Source organism: Pseudomonas sp. 9Ag (assembly GCF_902506445.1).
In the GTDB taxonomy this organism is placed as follows: domain Bacteria; phylum Pseudomonadota; class Gammaproteobacteria; order Pseudomonadales; family Pseudomonadaceae; genus Stutzerimonas; species Stutzerimonas stutzeri_AB.
The window spans coordinates 3,445,509-3,462,180 of sequence record NZ_LR733836.1 but is presented as its reverse complement, the minus strand read 5'-3'; the positions used below and the strand labels follow the sequence as shown (position 1 = coordinate 3,462,180).

Annotated in this window: 18 protein-coding genes; 9 read left to right on the top strand and 9 right to left on the bottom strand. The window is 62.0% G+C overall.

The genetic code is table 11. The features are described from left to right. Nucleotides 1-201 precede the first annotated feature (201 nt). From ALTERO38_RS15735 to ALTERO38_RS15725, 3 genes are all read left to right on the top strand, one after another. Nucleotides 202-2,208, top strand: coding sequence for a ribonucleoside triphosphate reductase (locus tag ALTERO38_RS15735; RefSeq protein ID WP_159968949.1), 2,007 nt, complete (start codon nucleotides 202-204; stop codon nucleotides 2,206-2,208). A gap of 156 nt (nucleotides 2,209-2,364) precedes the next feature. After that, a complete protein-coding gene (gene nrdD / locus ALTERO38_RS15730; RefSeq protein WP_045430017.1) occupies nucleotides 2,365-2,529 on the top strand; it encodes an anaerobic ribonucleoside-triphosphate reductase in 165 nt (54 codons plus the stop codon). A 2-nt stretch (nucleotides 2,530-2,531) separates the two neighbouring features. Further along, nucleotides 2,532-3,227, top strand: coding sequence for an anaerobic ribonucleoside-triphosphate reductase activating protein (locus tag ALTERO38_RS15725; protein WP_159968948.1), 696 nt, complete (start codon nucleotides 2,532-2,534; stop codon nucleotides 3,225-3,227). Between the two features lie 201 nt (nucleotides 3,228-3,428). Here the strand turns inward: ALTERO38_RS15725 and ALTERO38_RS15720 are convergent, their stop codons facing one another. The 4 genes from ALTERO38_RS15720 to ALTERO38_RS15705 are packed head-to-tail and all read right to left on the bottom strand — an operon-like array spanning nucleotide 3,429 to nucleotide 6,560. After that, nucleotides 3,429-4,805, bottom strand: coding sequence for a 4Fe-4S binding protein (locus ALTERO38_RS15720; protein ID WP_159968947.1), 1,377 nt, complete (start codon nucleotides 4,803-4,805; stop codon nucleotides 3,429-3,431). Beyond that, on the bottom strand, nucleotides 4,802-5,659 hold the full coding sequence (locus ALTERO38_RS15715; protein WP_159968946.1) for an FTR1 family protein: 858 nt from the start codon (nucleotides 5,657-5,659) through the stop codon (nucleotides 4,802-4,804). Before ALTERO38_RS15715 ends, ALTERO38_RS15720 begins: the two co-directional genes overlap by 4 nt. Nucleotides 5,660-5,680: 21 nt before the next feature. Then, complete coding sequence (locus ALTERO38_RS15710) at nucleotides 5,681-6,013, bottom strand: cupredoxin domain-containing protein (RefSeq protein ID WP_102835564.1); 333 nt, start codon at nucleotides 6,011-6,013, stop codon at nucleotides 5,681-5,683. A 13-nt stretch (nucleotides 6,014-6,026) separates the two neighbouring features. After that, the gene (locus ALTERO38_RS15705) at nucleotides 6,027-6,560 is read right to left on the bottom strand and encodes an iron transporter (RefSeq protein WP_159968945.1); all 534 of its coding nucleotides are present in this window, start codon (nucleotides 6,558-6,560) and stop codon (nucleotides 6,027-6,029) included. A 329-nt stretch (nucleotides 6,561-6,889) separates the two neighbouring features. On the opposite strand from ALTERO38_RS15705, the gene mdtD reads away from it, so the two are divergent. Next, nucleotides 6,890-8,299: a multidrug transporter subunit MdtD gene (gene mdtD, locus ALTERO38_RS15700; RefSeq protein WP_159968944.1), complete on the top strand. Its 1,410-nt coding sequence runs from the start codon at nucleotides 6,890-6,892 to the stop codon at nucleotides 8,297-8,299. 12 nt (nucleotides 8,300-8,311) lie between these two features. On the opposite strand, the gene ALTERO38_RS15695 is transcribed toward mdtD, so the two are convergent. Next, nucleotides 8,312-8,527: a hypothetical protein gene (locus ALTERO38_RS15695; RefSeq protein ID WP_029404662.1), complete on the bottom strand. Its 216-nt coding sequence runs from the start codon at nucleotides 8,525-8,527 to the stop codon at nucleotides 8,312-8,314. Between the two features lie 449 nt (nucleotides 8,528-8,976). Between ALTERO38_RS15695 and ALTERO38_RS15690 the strand changes: the two genes are divergently transcribed. Beyond that, nucleotides 8,977-9,237 (top strand): hypothetical protein, encoded by a 261-nt coding sequence (locus ALTERO38_RS15690; protein ID WP_306109790.1) that lies wholly within the window; start codon nucleotides 8,977-8,979, stop codon nucleotides 9,235-9,237. Nucleotides 9,238-9,264: 27 nt separating this feature from the next. Here the strand turns inward: ALTERO38_RS15690 and ALTERO38_RS15685 are convergent, their stop codons facing one another. Both ALTERO38_RS15685 and ALTERO38_RS15680 read right to left on the bottom strand, forming a co-directional pair. After that, the gene (locus ALTERO38_RS15685) at nucleotides 9,265-10,014 is read right to left on the bottom strand and encodes an MBL fold metallo-hydrolase (RefSeq protein WP_159968943.1); all 750 of its coding nucleotides are present in this window, start codon (nucleotides 10,012-10,014) and stop codon (nucleotides 9,265-9,267) included. Nucleotides 10,015-10,026: 12 nt separating this feature from the next. After that, the gene (locus tag ALTERO38_RS15680) at nucleotides 10,027-10,461 is read right to left on the bottom strand and encodes a hypothetical protein (RefSeq protein WP_064481552.1); all 435 of its coding nucleotides are present in this window, start codon (nucleotides 10,459-10,461) and stop codon (nucleotides 10,027-10,029) included. A gap of 207 nt (nucleotides 10,462-10,668) precedes the next feature. Here ALTERO38_RS15680 and ALTERO38_RS15675 point away from each other — a divergent pair, with 207 nt between their 5' ends. Continuing rightward, complete coding sequence (locus tag ALTERO38_RS15675) at nucleotides 10,669-10,989, top strand: ArsR/SmtB family transcription factor (RefSeq protein WP_372239384.1); 321 nt, start codon at nucleotides 10,669-10,671, stop codon at nucleotides 10,987-10,989. Between the two features lie 49 nt (nucleotides 10,990-11,038). Here the strand turns inward: ALTERO38_RS15675 and ALTERO38_RS15670 are convergent, their stop codons facing one another. Beyond that, complete coding sequence (locus ALTERO38_RS15670; RefSeq protein WP_159968942.1) at nucleotides 11,039-12,421, bottom strand: ATP-binding protein; 1,383 nt, start codon at nucleotides 12,419-12,421, stop codon at nucleotides 11,039-11,041. Continuing rightward, nucleotides 12,418-13,113, bottom strand: coding sequence for a response regulator transcription factor (locus tag ALTERO38_RS15665; protein ID WP_159968941.1), 696 nt, complete (start codon nucleotides 13,111-13,113; stop codon nucleotides 12,418-12,420). The genes ALTERO38_RS15670 and ALTERO38_RS15665 overlap by 4 nt, the downstream gene beginning before the upstream one ends. A 204-nt stretch (nucleotides 13,114-13,317) precedes the next feature. Here ALTERO38_RS15665 and dsbD point away from each other — a divergent pair, with 204 nt between their 5' ends. Genes dsbD through dsbG form a run of 3 tightly spaced genes read left to right on the top strand, consistent with a single transcriptional unit; the run spans nucleotide 13,318 to nucleotide 16,654 of the window. Continuing rightward, nucleotides 13,318-15,063 (top strand): protein-disulfide reductase DsbD, encoded by a 1,746-nt coding sequence (dsbD, locus tag ALTERO38_RS15660; protein WP_178114598.1) that lies wholly within the window; start codon nucleotides 13,318-13,320, stop codon nucleotides 15,061-15,063. Further along, entirely contained in the window at nucleotides 15,063-15,878 is an 816-nt protein-coding gene (locus tag ALTERO38_RS15655; protein ID WP_159968940.1) for a TlpA disulfide reductase family protein, read from the top strand. The genes dsbD and ALTERO38_RS15655 overlap by 1 nt, the downstream gene beginning before the upstream one ends. Next, on the top strand, nucleotides 15,875-16,654 hold the full coding sequence (gene dsbG, locus ALTERO38_RS15650; protein ID WP_159968939.1) for a thiol:disulfide interchange protein DsbG: 780 nt from the start codon (nucleotides 15,875-15,877) through the stop codon (nucleotides 16,652-16,654). The genes ALTERO38_RS15655 and dsbG overlap by 4 nt, the downstream gene beginning before the upstream one ends. The last annotated feature ends 18 nt before the right edge of the window (nucleotides 16,655-16,672 follow it).

The window sequence follows — 16,672 nt, the reverse complement described above, 5'->3', positions numbered from 1 at the left end:
GTTGCATCCTAGGAGCACGCATCACCCAGCTTCCTTGATCGCAGACAAGATCCTCGACCGTGAATGCCTCGGAGCCTGTTTTAGAAATACGGCAGAGGTGAATTGACGATGGTCAATTCGCTCTGCATCGCTTTTGCCTACATTCCACACCATCTAGTGCTTAGCAAGTTTTTAACAACTACATATGGTGATGGAGGCGTGATGCTGGGGCTTGGGGAAGTGGATCGGCCGGTTTCGTTGCGCAAGCGGGACGGGCGCCTGGTAGCGTTCGAACTGGACAAGATCGGTGCTGCGATCGAGGCCGCTGGCCTGGCGACCGGTGAATTCGAACCGGTCACTGCCCAGGCGCTGGCTGCTCAGGTCCTGGCGCGTATGCCGCAGCGGGTAGTGGCGGTCGAGCAGGCTCAGGATGCCGTCGAGCGTGTGTTGATGGAGGCGGGTTACTACGACACGGCGCGGGCGTACATCGTCTACCGCGAGCGTCATGGACGGCTGCGGCGCGATCGCAAATCACTGGTCGACGTCGCCTCGTCGATGAACGAATACCTCTCGCGCGAGGACTGGCGGGTACGCGCCAACGCCAACCAGGGCTACTCACTGGGTGGGCTGATTCTCAACGTGTCGGGCAAGGTCACTGCCAACTACTGGCTGGACGAGGTCTACAGCCCGGAAATCGGTATCGCCCATCGCGAGGGGGACCTGCACATCCATGACCTGGACATGCTCGCCGGCTATTGTGCGGGCTGGTCGCTGCGCACGCTGCTCAACGAAGGTTTCAATGGCATTCCTGGTCGGGTCGAGGCCGGGCCGCCGAAGCACCTGTCCAGCGCGCTGGGGCAGATGGTCAACTTTCTCGGCACGCTGCAGAACGAGTGGGCCGGCGCCCAGGCATTCAGCAGCTTCGATACCTACCTCGCGCCCTTTGTGCGCAAGGATGGCCTTGGCTTCGCGGAAATCCGCCAGGCGATCCAGGAATTCATCTACAACCTCAACGTGCCGTCGCGTTGGGGCACCCAGACGCCCTTTACCAACCTGACCTTCGACTGGGTCTGCCCGGAAGACCTGCGCGAGCAGATTCCCTACATCGGCGGCGAGGAAATGCCTTTCGCCTACGGTGACCTGCAACCCGAGATGGAGCTGATCAATCGCGCCTACATCGAGGTCATGCAGGCCGGCGACGGCCTGGGCCGGGTGTTCACCTTTCCGATCCCAACTTACAACATCACCCACGATTTCCCTTGGGATAGCGAGAACGCCGAGCGCCTGTTCGAGATGACCGCGCGTTACGGCTTGCCGTACTTCCAGAACTTCCTCAATTCGGACATGCAGCCCAATCAGGTTCGCTCGATGTGCTGTCGCCTGCAGCTGGATGTGCGCGAGCTGCTCAAGCGCGGCGGAGGGCTGTTCGGTTCGGCCGAGCAGACCGGCTCGCTCGGCGTGGTGACGATCAACTGCGCGCGCCTTGGCTACCTGCACGCCGGCGACTGGACCGGGCTGATCGAGCATCTCGATGCGCTGCTGGAGCTGGCGCGGCAGAGCCTGGAGGTCAAGCGCAAGGTGATTCAGCACCACATGGATGCCGGGCTGTATCCCTACACCAAGCGATACCTGGGCACGCTGCGCAACCATTTCTCCACCATTGGCGTGAATGGGCTGCACGAGATGGTGCGCAACTACACCGAGGACAGCGAAGGCCTGCACACCGAGGCCGGACGGCGTTTGGCCGTCGATCTGCTCGACCATGTGCGGGAAGAGCTGGTGCGCTTTCAGGAAGAAACCGGCCACCTCTACAACCTCGAGGCGACACCGGCCGAAGGCACCACCTACCGCTTCGCCAAGGAAGATCGCAGGCGTTTCCCAGAGATTTTACAGGCGGGCTCTGCCGAGGCGCCGTACTACACCAACTCGTCGCAGCTGCCGGTGGGTTTCACCGATGACCCGTTCGAAGCGTTGATGCTGCAGGACGAGCTGCAGACCAAATACACCGGCGGCACCGTGCTGCACCTGTACATGGCTGAGCAGATTTCCTCGGCGCAGGCCTGCAAGAACCTGGTGCGCACCGCGCTGGGTCGATTCCGCCTGCCTTACCTGACCATCACCCCGACGTTCTCGATCTGCCCGGTGCATGGCTATCTCAGCGGTGAACACGAGTTCTGCCCGAAATGCGACGAGGCGCTGATCGCCAAACAACAGAGCTGCTGCGTCTGAGCCTCTTGTGACTGGGGCGCGGTCGTTGCGCGCCCCAGCGTCAATGCAGACCGGACCAGCCATTAGGCGCCGGCTTGCTGGCGATCACCGTTATGGCTGCGCCGACGGGCGCATCCCGGATCTACAACAAATCATCCACCCCTGAAGGAGCGACACATGACTCAAACCACCCAACTGCCTGAAGCCCAACGCCAGCGTTGCGAGGTCTGGACCCGCGTCATGGGCTATCACCGCCCGGTCGCGGCATTCAATCCCGGCAAGCAGTCCGAGCACCGTGAGCGGACTCATTTCACCGAGCAGGCTGCAGGGTTGGCTCGCTAGCCATGGGCGCCGCGCTACGGGTCGGCGGCATGGTGCCGCTGACCACGCTCGATTTTCCTGATCACTTGGCCTGCGTGCTGTTCTGTCAGGGTTGTGGCTGGCGTTGTCGCTATTGCCACAACCCGCAGTTGATCCCGACTTGTGGTGCCGAGGAGCGCGGTTGGGACGAAATTCTCGGCTTCCTCGACCAGCGGGTCGGCTTGCTCGAAGCGGTGGTGTTCAGCGGCGGTGAGCCAACCCTGCAGCTGGCCCTGCCGGACGCCATCGAGCAGGTCCGCGCCAAGGGATTCAAGATCGGACTGCACAGTGCCGGCATCAAGCCGAAACTGTTTCGCCAGGTGCTACCGCTGGTGGACTGGGTGGGCTTCGACGTCAAGGCGTTGCCCGAACATGGCCGGCTGATCACGGGCGTGGAAGGCAGTGGCGAGGCAAACTGGAAAAGTCTGCACGCGCTTGTTGCGAGTGGCGTGGACTATGAGTGCCGCACCACCGTGCACTGGCAGCTGTTCGATGCTGAACGCCTGTGGGACATGGCGCAGCGCTTGCGCAAGATGGGTGTAGAACGGTTCGCCGTGCAATGCGTGCGCACCGCGCGGATGCTCGATGAGTCTCTTGCCGACAGCCGTGCGCCCTACGATCAGCAAAAACTCTGGGATCACATGGGGCGGTTGTTTCCGTCGTTCGTTCTGCGAGGTTGAGTTCGTACCTAGTGGGCAAGCTCACTTCTGTAGGAGCGAGCTTGCTCGCGAACGGCCTTGTGCGCTCGCGCAGTCTGGGTGGGCTTCAAGGCCACGAATTAGTGCGTAGGGTGGGCTTCATCCACCGGTTCGTCACCCCAAACGGAGCGAGCCGATCCAGCCGGGAAGGGTGCGCTTAAACTCATCGTCAAAAGCGAACGATCAGCTCCAGCCCCAGAACTGCAGATACCAGCCATAGCCAACCACCGCTGTCGCCAGTCCGACACAACTGAAAGCGAGCAGCCGACGCAGGCCGTTGGCGCCGTAACGGCTGATCACCTTCCAGGCCAGATACAGACTCCAGCCAATCGCACCGGCCAAGAGCAGGGCGCGTGTCGGCTGCGCCCAGGCGAGGATGAAACCTTCGTAGCGCAGCAGTTTGATGGTGGTGGCTGAAAGGCCGAGAAACAGTCCGGCGCCGCCCAGCGGTGTGAGCGTCAGCGCCAGATGGTGGAACACCTCACCTCGGCGATTCATCAAGCGCACTGCACCTTGCAACAGCAGCCAGAGCGCGCCGCCAATGAGCAGCGAGCTGGCGCCGATATAGGCAAGAATTGCCGCACCGTCGAGCCAGGTGAAGGCGTCGTTGTTCTGCGGGTAATGGGTCAGCAGCCACCAGGGTGCATTGGCTTCCAGCGGCCAGAAGATGTCGCGATCGACCAACCACTCGGCAGCGGTCTGCTTGAGGCTGATGAACAAGGGGCTGACTGTCCATTGGAACGCGCCCATGGCCAGGCCGATCATGCCGAACAGCAGCAAGCTGCTGTCCCAGTGGCCATGCTGCGCCTGGTTGCCGACGATGAGGATTTCCTGGTTCGGCGAGCGGGCGGCGAGGGCGACTGCGCCGCGCTGGCCACTGCAACGACCGCAGGCGTGACATTCACTGTTGCCCTGCATACGGCGGATGTCGATTAGCGGAGCGCAGTTGGGCGTGGCCAGTCGCGGCGCTTCGTTGGCCTGCCAGCGTTCCTCGTCGACTTTGTAATGCATCGGCGCCAGGCGGGCGAGCAGGCCGAACACGCCACTGACCGGGCACAGATGTCGGCACCAGACACGTTTGCCGCGACCATAGAGATAGCCGACGAGCATCGCCGCGACCGTTGAGCCGCCAAGGATCAGCGCGGCAGCCCGGCCGTAGTCGTAGACGCTGATCAGCTGGCCGTAGACGGTGGTCAGCACGAACGCAATGGTCGGCCAGCCGCTCCAGCGGATCCATTGCGGGGTGCGTTTGTTCAACCCGCGCCAGCTGATCCACTCGCTGAGCGAGCCCTCCGGGCAGAGCACGCCGCACCAGAGGCGACCGAACAGCACCATCGACAGCAAGACGAAAGGCCACCAGAGCCCCCAGAACAGGAACTGGGCGAACACCGTAATGCTGTCGAGCATGCGCGCTTCGGACGGCGGCAGCGACAGAAACGCCGGCACCAGCAGCAACACCAGGTAGAAGCCCACCACCAGCCACTGGATCAGGCGAATGGTCCTGGCATGCTGGCGCAGCAGGTCGCCGACGCGGGCCAGCCAAGGGGCATTGGTGATCATGCGGGACTCGCCTCGAGACGGGCCTCCGACTTCGGTCGCAACCAGGCCCAGACGGCCAACCAGTAGAGCCCCATCAGGATGACCGCCGCCAGCGAGGGCATGGCGCGGTAACCGGTCAGCCCGGCAATGGTGCTGCCCAGGGTGCCGCCGTCATCGAGCAGGGCGGAGGTGTCCCACAGCGGATCGCCGAAGACCGTGTACAGCATCTCCGGAACCTCCATACCCATCAGCTGGCCGCTGAAGCGGTCTAGCCCACCCATCAACAGAGCCGCGCCGAGCAGCAGCAGCAGGGCTTCGCTGACCTTGAAAAAGTGTCTCCAGGAAAACAGCCGACTGCCGGCCTGCAAGGCCGCGTAGCTCAGCAATGCGAGCACAAAGCCCAGCACACCGCCGACGACGAAGCCGGTCAGGTCCGCCCCGTCTTGCTGATGACCGATGCCGTAGAGAAACACCACTGTTTCGCTGCCTTCACGCGCCACAGCGAGCATCGCCAGTACCAGCAGGCCAATGCCGCTGCCCTGGCTGAGGTGCGCCGCGGCACTGTCCACCAGGTTGCGCTTGAGATCGCGGCCGTGGTGGTGCATCCAGCCGACCATCTGCAGGATCAGCAGCGCCGCAGCCAGCAGCATGGCGCACTGGAACCACTCACCGGCGGGACCGGCCAGCCAGTCGCCGGCGCTGAGAATGCCCCAGGCCAGCAGCGAAGCCAGACCCAGGCCGGCCACCACGCCGCCCCAGAGCATGCGCAGCGCATGACGGTTGCCCGGCTGCTGACTCAGCCAGGCATGCAGGATGCCGATGACCAGTAGCGCCTCGACGCTTTCACGCCAGACGATGAACATTGATTGGCCCATGTCGCTTCTCCTGTTGAGAGACTACTTGGCGATGATTTCGCCTTCCGGGAGGTCCATGTGGAACTCGTCGAAGAAGGGATAGCGGCCGGGTTTGAGGGGATGGATGACGACAAACGAGGTGACGCCGGGCGAGAGCACCTTTTCCACCCGCAGGGGCGTGCTCTCGAACTCGGTCGGGCCATTGCCGGCATTGATGACGACGATCTTGAAGCGCTGGCGCGCCGGGACTTCAATGGTCGCCGGTTCGAAATGGCCGTCGCGAATGGTCAGCTCATACGTCGGCAGCCCGGCCTGGGCGCCGCCGGCAAAGCCGGCAGCGAGCAGGGCGAGGGCAGGAAGCAGGGCGCGTTGCATGCTCACCTCCGGCTCAGTAACCACCTTTCTTGCCGATGCCGGCATAGGTGAACTCGTAGTTCAGCGTGCACTGCTCGAACCAGGGCGCAACGCCGGTTTCCTTGTCGACGTGACGGCCGAACATGGTGTGCTTGCCATCCGGCGGCGAGACGATGAAGGTCAGCTGGTAGTTGCCTGGCCCCATCAGCTTGACGTTGTCGCCATAGTGCGGGCCGTCATTGGCGACCATCGGGTGGAAGTCGCCTTCGATTTTCTCGTCCGAACCCTTCTTGCTCAGCGCATAGCGGATTTTCAGGTAGGAGACGAAACTGCCTTCCTGCCAGCCGTTGCGGTTGCCCTCGGTGGCGGCGATGTCGGCCTCCAGGTGCACGTCGGATTTGGCGGCATCGAGCATCATGCCGGCAGGTTCCATCTCGACCGGTTGCAGATAAACGGCACCGACTTCCATGCCACCGCACTGCTGCGGTTCACCGATGGGGTATTCCTTGGCCTGAGCGAGGGGAGCGAGCAGCAACGAAGCGATGGCGAGGGTAGCGGGAATGCGCATGAAGCCTCCGAGGAGAAGAGATGAATGACGCGGAAGAGGTTCGCACTTGTGATGCTTAACGATAATGATTCGCGTCAATTTTGAATGAAATACTTTGTAACGTATACCCTCGATTGCTGCTTGCCGTTGCGTCTGATCGAGCGCCAGGCGGCGTCCCTAGGGGCTTTTCAGCCCTTTGTGCGTTGAGTTGTCACACCCGGTTCGAGCGCTCAGTCGACGGCAATCTGTTCGCTGCAGCTGCGACGGGTGGATAACGCTGCAGACGATTTAAAGCTGTGAGGCAGATCGATAGCGGCCTACCATATGCGCTTTCGGAGTCGGGGAATTTCATGACTCAAGCTGTACTGGATGCCAGAACCGCCCGTGTACTGCCCTGGCTGGTCGCTATCGCATTCTTCATGCAGACCCTGGATGGCACCATTCTCAATACCGCATTGCCGGCGATGGCCCGCGACCTTGCCGAAGATCCACTGCGGATGCAGGGTGTGGTCATCGCTTACATGCTCACCGTGGCGTTGTTGATTCCGGCGTCGGGCTGGGTAGCGGATCGCTTTGGGACTCGGCCAGTTTTCTTTTCCGCTATCGTGCTGTTCACGCTGGGTTCGCTGCTGTGTGCGATGAGCACCAGCTTCAACCAACTGGTGATGTCGCGTGTGGTGCAGGCGGTTGGGGGCGCGCTGATGCTGCCGGTCGGACGGCTGGTGATCCTGCGGGCCTACCCGCGCAGTGAGTTTGTCCGGGTGATGACCTTCATCGCGCTACCGGGCATGGTCGGGCCTCTGGTGGGTCCGACGCTCGGCGGTTGGCTGGTCCAATATGCGTCCTGGCACTGGATCTTCTTGATCAATCTGCCGGTCGGGCTGATCGGCTGCATCGCTGCCTTTCGTTTCATGCCCGACCTGAAGAGTGCCGAGCGCATGCGCTTCGATACCGTCGGCTTTCTGCTATTCGGTGGCGCCATGGTGCTGATCACCATAGCGCTTGAAGGCCTCGGCGAGATGCAAATGCCCCACGCTCGCGTGATGCTGCTGGTGTCTATTGGCGGTGCTTGCCTCGCGGCGTACTGGTTGCGCGCCGGTCACATCGACAAACCGCTGTTCAGTCCGACGCTGTTCCACACCCGCAGTTTTGCCGTTGGTATCTTTGGCAACCTGTTCGCGCGATTGGGCAGCGGGGCATTGCCGTTCCTGCTGCCATTGCTGCTGCAGGTCGCGCTGGGCTATTCCCCGTCGCAAGCGGGCATGACCATGATTCCGTTGGCGCTGGGTGCGATGTTCATCAAACCCTTGGCCAAGCCGCTGATCGACCGCCTCGGCTATCGGCGTATCCTGATCGGCAACACGCTGCTGCTGGGCAGCCTGATCGCCAGTCTGGCGACCATCGACGGGCAGACTTCGACTGTGTTGTTGCTGCTGCACCTGAGCCTGATCGGCATGGTCAATTCCATGCAGTTCACGGCGATGAATACCGTGACGCTGGTGGGGCTCAGCAACCAGAACGCCAGCAGCGGCAACAGCCTGCTATCGGTGGTGGTGCAGTTGTCGATGAGCCTGGGTGTCGCCTCGGCCGGTGCCCTGCTGGGCGGCTTTACCGTGCCGGGTGCGGATGGGACGGCGTTGCTGGAGGCGTTTCACCTGACCTTTCTATGCATCGGGGCGATGTCGATGCTGGCCGCATCGTTGTTCTTTCAGCTGGACAGCAAGCAAGCCATGGCCGCTCGACACATAGACACTGAGTGACCGAGCCTCGGATCAGCCGATGCAAAGCTCGGCTTCTTCCTCGTCCTCGGGGATCTCATCGGTGACGATCACTCGCGCGTGGTGGCTGGTTTCCTCCTCCATGCGCAGGCCGAAGTAGCGGTTGTCATACGCATCCCAGAATGCTTCGACCTGCTCCATTGTGGCGGCCTCAAGGAGTACCTCCAGGCTGTGCTCCAGGACAATGGTGTAGAGTTTTTCGGCAGACATGATTAGCAGGCTCGTGCTCGATTCAAGAGGCGGCTGCTCCTCTGCAGCCGTGATGTCATTCTGACAGCTGAAGAGCCTTTGCAAGCTTCCGCTCATCGCCTGAAAAGAGATTCCCGCTGAACGGTTAGCCTCGATTTGGAACTGTTTGAATCGGGCAGATCCGGCCCATGTTCTGTTCAGCCAGACCGCGAATCGCGCATCGATGTGTCGTTATTTGCGACATAGGGGTTCGCTCACAGGTCACTGCTGAGGTCTCCTCTCACTTAGCCTTCTGGCACGCAGCACTAGGTTTGCCACCGCTGGGGACATCCTTGGGACCCTCATTGAGTTCGCCCAAAACCCGCTGCCTTTGTTTACCTGTACGAGTAAACATTATCGACCTGTAAGTTGTGGCGACATATTGTTTAGCTATCGCCGGATATGCCGGTGGCAACAGAAGGATTTGATCTATGGGAACAATGGGAACGTTCTGGATGGTGACGGGAGGTTCGCTTTGCGCTGCGCTGGTGTTGGCCATCATTCTGTGGCTGCAGTGGTTGCAGCTCAGGCAACACAAGGTGGAACTCGCCGTGCTGCGCGACTTGCTAAAGGGGCTCGGTGAGATCATCCAGCGTCTGGAGCACGAAAAGGCCGAGCTTAGCGCAGGCCTGCGAGCGGAAACGGGGCAGGTCGAGTTGCTCAAGCGGCAACTGAGTCAGCTACGTGGATGACTCAGTCTGCTCGCGTTATTTGTATTTTTACCCCTGAGGGCTGTGTTCCGCCTGCTCGCAGTACTGCCGGTAGCTTTCTGATAAGTCGGACGGGCACACACCACATTGGCGATTGCCAGGAACCGCGTGATCGATGAACTTCGGATACGGCAGATCCAGCTCCGCCATGATCGTTCTGAATTGCTCCAGCGATACGGCTTCGCCCAGTCGCGGGTTGCGTCGCTTTTCCTGGGCGATGGTCGATACGCGGCGGTCATGGTAATCGTGGGCGGGATAAACCAGGGTGTCGTCCGGCAAAGCGAACAGCTTGCCTCTGACACTGTGGAACAGATCATCTGCACTGCCGTTCTGGAAATCGGTCCTGCCGCAGCCGTCTATCAACAGTGCATCGCCACTGAACAGTCGATCGTCGAGCAGGTACGCGAAATGCCCGTCCGTATGGCCCGGCGTATGCAACGGCGTCAGCTGCAGGCTGCCGACCTCAAACGGAGTGCCTTCCTCGATGCCTACGTCAGTACAGGTCAGCTTGTCGATGGCCGGGCTGGCGATACGGCAGCCTGTCTTCCGTTTCAGCTCCAGCGCGGCGGTGATGTGATCGGCATGTACGTGCGTGTCGAGCGTGAACGCCAGCTTCAAGCCCAGACCGGCCAACTCGGCCAGATCGCGATCCATCGTCGAAATGACCGGGTCGATCAGCACTGCTTGTCCGGTATCCTTGCAGCCCAGCAAATAGGTGTAGGTGGAGGAAACGGGCTCGAATAGCTGGCGAAAGATCATCGTCTTCTCCGTTCAGTTGTGGGATGGCTGCGGCGCTTGGTTCAGCGTTTCCAGCAGTGCAAACTTCTCACGATCGATCTCGCCGCGCGTGCGAATCCCCAGTCGACGCATGACCGGCAGTGGCGGGCACCAGCCTTGCAGGCCGTGTTGCAGCAGAAACGGCAGCACAATACCGGGGAGCAGGAACCATTTACGGTTCACCGTCAGCCCGAGCAGCAGGCCGGACAGCGCAAGCGAAGAAGCGTTGACCTCCAGCGCGCGCTCGACATCCCACTCGCGATCGAGTGCTTCGATGCGTTGGATGATCGAGTGTCGATCCAGATTGCTGAAGTGGCGGATGTTTTCCTCGGTTTGCTGATCAATAGCGTGATTGATCGAGGCGGATGTCGAGCGGCGAACTCGATCCGTCTGGTCACTTGTGGCAAGGTCCTGATGGATTGTGGTCATGGCAGTCTCCTGATGCACGCCCACCAGTGGGGCTGGCGTGGTGAGAAAATGACTACTGGAACAGGTGCGAGGCAGTACAACGCCCTTAAGTTCCGATGAAAACCGCTCCGACGAGCAGGGACACTTTATTGAGATATATATCGGTAAAATGTTCCGTCAACCTGTCCTGATTAACGGTGGAAAATGGACGCTGCGTCAGAAATCGATATGGAAACGCTCCGTAGCAGTGCAGCGCAGGCCTGCGGTTTGCTCAAGGTTTTGGGTAACCCCGACCGGTTGCTGCTGTTGTGCCAACTGACTCAGGGCGAGTACTGCGTGGGCGATCTGGCGACCCAGACGGGCATCACTCAGCCGACCCTTTCTCAGCAGCTGACCGTGCTGCGGCATAACGGCATGGTCAGCACCCGTCGCGAAGGCAAGCAGGTCTACTACGGCATCGCCAGTCCCCAAGCGATGGAGGTCATGCAGGTGTTGTACAAGCTGTACTGCCAGGCGCCTCACGTCGAGGAGAACGTCAGCGAGCCTTGAGCAGGGCGCACGATGGCGCGTCTCGCATGCGGCATACGTAGCGTAAGCGTCACCGGTCAGTCGGTTGATATGGCGGATCACTCAGCCGCGAAGTCTTCTCAATAACGTCCTCCTGCAAACCAGCGATCAGCTCGACCTGCAGTCCATCGCCGTGGGCGATGAACCTGAGTTCACAACCGCAGCGCTCGGCGATGGCCTTGACGATGGAGAGTCCGAGCCCGCTGCCGTCCCCCTCGCTGCTTCGCCAGAATCGTTCGGTAAAACGTTCGACCTGTTGTGCAGCGATGACCGGTCCGTGATCGACCACCGTGAAGCGAACCTTGTCTTCAGCATGCTGCTGCAGTGACAGCTGAACGTGGGACCCTGGGCGCGTATGCCGACGTGCGTTGTCCAGCAGATTGCGCAGTGCGGCGATGGCCAGAGCGGGCGGCATGGCCAGGGCACGCAGGGACACGTCTGCTGCCGCGTTCAACTCGATGCGGGGACCAGGCTGCTGGCTGGCGTCAGCGATGGCCAGTTGCGCCACCTCGATGGCCGTGCACCGTTGGCCGTCATCGAAGGACACCCGTCCCTCCACACGGGCCAGCATCAGCAGCTGCTCCAGTGTTCGGTGCAAGCGATCGGTGCCGAGCTCGGCCTGGGCCAACGCCCGCCTGGCGGTATCGCCCTCGGTCATGGCTGCGACCTGCAGATGGGTCTTGATGGCCGTCAGCGGGCTGCGCAGCTCGTGGGCGGCGTCATCGGTGAGCCGGCGTTCACGTTCGAGCGCCTGCGCGATCCGTGCAAACAGCTGATTCTGTGTTTCGACCAAAGGCGCCAATTCCGGCGGCAGCCGTTCGATGATCAGGGGATCGACCGAGTCGGCACTGCGCTGCGCCAGAGCGGTGCGGATTCGCCTGAGTGGCGACAGGCCTTTGCCAAGGCCAATCCAGAGTACGACCAGACTGCCGAGCAGGGCGACCAGTACCGGCAGTGCTGCAGCCAGCAGCACCGAGCGCTTGAGCGTCGCGCGTTCATCGAGTCGATCAGCCGTGGTGATGCGCATCCCGTCGCGGATCATGGTGAAGGTTCGCCAGGCCGTGTCGCCGATCAGCTGGTTGTGAAAGCCGGTGTGCTGGGCGTCGAGCACGCTGTCTGGCGCCGAATGGCTGCGCGCGAGCACCTCACCGCGCAGCGAGCTGACCTGGCAGGCCAGCCCGTTTTCAATACCGAGCTGCTCTGCGCTCAAGCGAGTTATACCGCCTTCACCCAGCTGCGGCTGCGGCAGTTGCACCAGCAGCCCGGTGACCATCCGAGCCGATGCGGCCAGTCGCTGATCGAGCGACAGCATCAGCTGGTTGCGTACATCGAACAGCATCCAGGTCGCTGCCGCCGACCAGAGCAGCACAAAAGCGGCGCCGAGGGCGAGGGTCAGACGCAGGCGCAGACTCATGTGTCGGTGGCTCGGGCCGGCTCGGTCACGGGCCCGGCGGGTCCCAGTCGATAGCCGAGTCCCCTGACGGTTTCGACAATGCCGTTGCCCAGCTTGCGACGCAGATGATGGATGTGGACGTTGAGCGCATTGCTCTCGACCTCGTCATCCAGCCCGTATACCGCGTCTTTGAGCTGCTCGGCCGAAAGCACCCGGCCGGGGTTCTGCAAGAGCGCTTGCAGCAGCGCCTGTTCACGCCGGGACAGGTCAACTGGTTCGCCCGCCATGGAGGCGGAGCAGGCGGCCGGGTCATAGCTCAGCGGACCGTGTTCGATCAGGTGCGTCGTTCGTCCGGCGACGCGGCGCAGCAGAGCATGCAGCCGCGCCGCCAGTTCGCGCAGATCAAAGGGTTTGACCAGGTAGTCGTCGGCGCCTGCCTGGAGCCCCGAGACACGTTCGGCCACCGCATCCCGGGCTGTCAGAACGAGCACGGGCAATTCGAGCCCGCGACGCCGCAGTCGCTGGAGAAAGTGCAGGCCATCTTCATCTGGCAGCCCCAGATCGAGAATCATCAGATCGAAGCGGGCAGTGCGCAGCAGCGCGTCGGCCTGAGCGGCAGTCGCGGCATGGGCAACGCCGAAGCCCTGGGCTTGGAGCCCGGCAACGATGCCACTCGCGATGAGTGCATTGTCTTCTGTCAGCAGTACCTGCATGGGAAACTCGTCTTGAATGCACCGGCCAGTATCACGCTTTTCGATTAACGGAGCGTTATCAGAGGGTACGCTGAGTTGCTCGCGCAGCCTCGCATGTCGGTCTTTCTCTGTCGGTCAGTGGTCAGCTCCAAGCCAATTCGTTAACGGCCACTTAATCCCCAGTCGCCATGCTCGCATTGAATTTGCTGATGGGGTGTGTAGTTCATGCGAGCGGTCCTTTTCTCTCTGGCCTGCTGCCTCTGGCTTGTGCAGCTGGCGAGTGCTGCGCCGTTCGCGCTTGGTCAGAAGCAGGAGACCTTCTTACCGGTAGACCAAGCGTTCAGCCTGCGGGTCGAACGCCCAGCCAGCGGCGGTGTTGTGCTGCGCTGGGACATCGCGCCAGGTTATTACCTGTATCAGGAGCGGCTGCGGTTTGGTGGTTTGGCAGCAGGTAACGAACCGCAGTTGCCACCGGGAGAGCCCTATCACGACGAGTATTTTGGCGATTCACAGGTCTATCGCAACAGCCTGGAAGTCACCCTCGCCGAACCAGGCCTCGCTACGCTAGAACTGGGATGGCAAGGCTGCGCCGATGCCGGCTTGTGCTATCCGCCGCAGACTCGCACGGTCGATCTGAGCGGGTCTGCAGCGGGACCCTCTGAGCCTGTTCAGGCCGATGACCAGGCACTGGCAAGCAGGCTGGCGCAACAGCCGCTTGGCTGGAGTCTGATGATCTTCTTTGGGCTTGGCTTGTTGCTCGCCTTTGCGCCGTGCTCCCTGCCGATGCTGCCAATCCTTGCCGGTATTGTGGTCGGCAGCCGGGCCAGCCCTCGCCGCGGCATGCTGCTTGCCGCTTCCTATGTGGTCAGCATGGCGCTGGTCTACGCCGCGCTGGGCGTCGTGGCTGCGCTTCTCGGTGCGAATCTGCAGGGATGGCTGATGCAGCCCTGGCTGATCGCCAGTTTTGCCGGCCTGTTCGTTCTGCTTTCCTTACCAATGTTCGGTTTCTTCGAGCTGCAGTTGCCGGCTGGTCTGCGTGATCGGCTGGAACAGGCCGGACGCAAGCGACAGGGCGGTAGCCTGGCCGGGGCCAGCGCGCTTGGGGTGTTGTCCGGCTTGCTGGTCGGGCCCTGCATGACCGCTCCGCTGGCTGCGGCACTGCTGTATATCGCCCAGAGCGGCAGTGCCGTCAACGGAGGGCTGGTGCTGTTTGCCCTTGGCCTGGGCATCGGAACGCCGTTGGTATTGCTGGTGACGGTCGGCAATCGCTTCCTGCCGAAACCGGGGCCCTGGATGGATCGCGTCAAAGCCACGTTTGGTTTCATATTCCTGGTCGCGGCCCTCTACGTGCTCCGCCCGTTGCTGACGGATTCGTGGTGGGTGGGTGTGTGGGGTGCATTCTGGCTGCTGGTTGCCAACGGACTCCTGCAGCTGTCGCGGCAGCTCAAGCAGCATCGGGCGTTGCTCAGCTCCGTTGCAGCGTTATCCGGCGTATGGGGCGTGGCGCTTGTGCTGGGTGCGGCGGGTGGCGCGGAGGATCCGAACCGGCCGCTTGCCGTGTTCACCAGCAGCGTCGCTTCGACAACTGAGATCGAGGGTCCGCAGGGTTTCGTCGGTTTCACCGATCCGGCTGTTCTTGATCGTGAGCTTGCTGCCGCCAAAGCTGCCGGGCAATGGGTACTGATCGACTACTACGCGGACTGGTGTGTGTCGTGCAAGGTCATGGAGAAGGAAGTGTTTGGCAACGGCCAGGTGCAAGCCGCGCTCAAGGGCGTACGCATGCTGCGACCGGATGTGACGCAGACCAATTCCGCCAGCCGCGAGCTGCTCGGTCGCTATCAGGTCATGGGGCCGCCGACGCTTTTGCTGATTGGCCCGGACGGGGCGGAGCGCCGCTCGCAACGGATAACCGGTGAGGTCGACGCCGGCCAATTCCTGGGTACGTGGAACGAAACGATGGAGAAAGGCTGATGATGACGATGAACGTGGGGCCGTTCGCACTGGCCGTTCCCCATGTGTTGCTGCTGGCGAGCCTGTTCTTGGCGATGCTGACCGGTTGGTGGGTTGGGCGGCGCAGCGAGCGCAACCCCGAGCAGCAGTTGTTCAGGCTGCTACTGGTGGCGCTGCTCGTCGCCAGGTTGGCGTTCGTGGTGGTCTACGTCGAGCATTTCCGAGATGAGCCCTGGCGCGTGATCGACATTCGTGACGGCGGGTTCATTGCCTGGCCGGGCGTGCTGGTGGCCGTGCTGCTTGGCGTATGGCTGGCCAGGCGTGAGCTCGGATTGCGCAAACCGCTGGGCGCTGCGGTCGCTGTCGGTGTGCTGAGTTGGGGGTTCGGGACCTTCGCATTGCATGCCTTCGAGCAGGGCACGCGCCTTCCCGAGATGGGGCTGCGCGACAGTCAAGGTAAACCGGTTGCCCTGCAGGATTTCGTCGGCAAACCGCTCGTCGTCAATCTGTGGGCCACATGGTGTCCGCCCTGCCGACGGGAGATGCCAGTCCTGGCAGAAGCACAACGCAACGAGTCCGAGGTGACCTTTCTCTTCGTCAACCAGGGCGAAGGCGAGCGGGTCATCGCGGACTTCCTCAGCGCTGAAGCGCTCGGTTTGGACAACGTGCTGCTCGACACCGGCGGCCGCCTCGGCCAGCACATAGGCTCTTCGGCGCTCCCGACAACGCTTTTCTACGACGCCGACGGGCGCCAGGTTGGCAGCCATCTCGGTGAGCTTTCTCGCGCCAGTTTGGCGCGCGCCCTTGAACAACTGGAGGTAACCACTCAGCCATGAAAAATCTGCGACCGCTTTCTTTGTTCTATTCAACGCTGGCCTTGCTGCACGCATCCGTGGCGCTGGCACAGGATCTGCCTCCTGCGGTCCAGGCCGTTGAGGCTCGCGGCGCCGAAGTGGTCGGTAGCTTCGACGCGCCGGGCGGATTGAAGGGCTACGCAGCACGCTATAACGGACCGGGCATCGCGCTTTATCTGACGCCCGACGGTGACCACGTGCTGATCGGCAGCCTGCTCGATGCCACCGGCGAAGATCTGACGCGGGCTCCCCTTGAAAAACTGGTCTACGAACCTCTCAGCAAGGAAATGTGGCAACGGCTCGAGAGCAGTACCTGGATTCAGGACGGCGCTGTTGACGCGCCGCGAATCGTCTACCTGTTCTCCGATCCGAATTGTCCGTACTGCAACATGTTCTGGAAGCAGGCCCGGCCTTGGGTCGAGTCCGGCGATGTTCAGCTGCGCCATGTCATGGTCGGCATGCTGCGCCCGGACAGCGCGGGCAAATCGGCCGCATTGCTGCAGGCTGAGAATCCAGCGGCCGCCTTGAACAGGCACGAAGCTGCAGGAAAGGCGAGCAAACTGGAACCGCTTGAAGAGGTATCGCCTAAGCTGACTGAGAAGCTTGAGGCGAACCTGACGCTGATGGGGGCGATGGGCGCCTCGGCAACGCCAGCCATTTACTACCTGGACGGCAACGGACGTTTGCAGCAGCAACAAGGGGCGCCGCGTCCCGATTCCCTGTCCGAGATCATGGGGCCGCTGTCACCGAAACGGTAGAAAGGTCAAACAGCACTG